Raw genomic sequence first — 1,473 nt, 5'->3', positions numbered from 1 at the left:
CACTGCCCTAAAGTTAGGGCCGGTCAGTCCGCTTTGGGGAGATTCGACTCGGCGATGGTGATGGTGTAGCGGGCTTTCTGGGTGTGCCCGTTGCGGCGTTCGGCGTTGGTGCGGGGGCTGGTTCGGTTTCGCCTGGTGCGGTTGCGGGGGCTGGCGGCGATGGCGCTGGTCAGGGCTTGGCGGGGTTGTTCGGGGCGGTGTGCGCAGTGGGTGCAGGGCTGGTCGGCGCCGAGGTGGGCGCGGGTGAGGCGCAGGACGGTGACGAAGGAGATCTCGTCGGGGTCGATGCCGTCGAGGGCTGCGGCTTGCGCGGCCAGGTCGCACAGCAGGTTGTAGACGGCCAGGAATGCCCAGATCTCCTGGTGGATCAGTTCCCTGCCGTGTCCGCGCAGGACGGTTCCGGCTCCGCGCAGGGTCGTCTTCAGGCGCAGGAATGTGATCTCCACCTGCCATCTTTCCGCGTACAGCGCGGCCAGAGCCCGGGCCGGGTACGCCTCTGGGTCCAGCAGGGTGGTGAGCAGCCGGATGCGGCCGGTGCGCGTGCGGCCGCGTTCGTCGGTGACGCGCACCTCGAACTCGATCATGCGGGCGATCGTGTCGGGCAGCCGCGTGGCGTGCGGGTCGCCGGTGTCCTTGCGCCGGCGGGTGCGCATGGCGTCGGATTCGCGCAGCCGCACGAGGTGGGAGCCGTCCGGTAGGCGTTCGGTGATCCTGGCGGGCAGGGACGCGGCCCCGTTCTTCACCCGCCACACCAGGTGCGCCCCGCTCGCGGCGAAGCGCAGGAAGCGGTGCATGCTGAAGAAGTTGCGGTCGGCCAGGTTCACCGTGCCGGGGCGCAGCGCGCCGGCCAACCGGTCGACCAACTCCTGCTCACTGGTGTGATAGGAGCCGATCGCCGCCGCTTGGATCCGCCGGTTCCCGCAGCTGACCAGGGTGACCAGCCGGGCTTGGGGGCGCTTGGCGCCGGTCGGGCATCCGAACGCCTCGATCAGTTCGGGTTCGCACGGTAGTTCCAGGCAGGTGCCGTCGAACCCGGTCACCTCCAGATCGAACGCCGATGCCCCGGGACCCCGCGCGGCCGGCTCCCCGGCGGCCTGCTGCTCGAAGAACAGGCGCAGCGCGCCGGCGCCCAACCTGGTCCGGGCCTGGGACAACGCGCTCGCACTGGGCACCTGCCCGGGTAGCAGCGTGCCGCCGCGCACCTGGGGGACGACCTTGGCCAGGACACTGTCATATCCCTCGCCGCTGTGCAGCGCCAGGCCGAGCACCACGTTCACGGTGACCGCGCCCGGCAGCGCCCGTCTACGTCCGTCGACGTGCCCGGCATCGGCCAGCGCCCGCTCGATATCCCCGGCCGCGACCAGCCGCGCCAGCAGCCCCGCACGCTGCGCCTGGTCCAGCGCCCGGGCCGACACGGCCGCCGGACCGGCCAGTACCGCGTCGCGCAACCTCGCCCGCCGCTCTGCCTCCAGG

Annotated in this window: 1 protein-coding gene; it reads right to left on the bottom strand. The window is 71.8% G+C overall.

What is annotated here, in order from left to right; translation table 11 throughout:
- Window positions 1-23 precede the first annotated feature (23 nt).
- A partial coding sequence (locus KGA66_RS29000) for an IS4 family transposase (protein WP_211472790.1) occupies window positions 24-1,473 on the bottom strand: 1,450 nt, incomplete at its 5' end.

The organism is Actinocrinis puniceicyclus (assembly GCF_018283645.1).
GTDB classification, from domain to species: Bacteria; Actinomycetota; Actinomycetes; order Streptomycetales; family Catenulisporaceae; genus Actinocrinis; species Actinocrinis puniceicyclus.
This window is presented reverse-complemented; position numbering and strand designations above follow the sequence as displayed.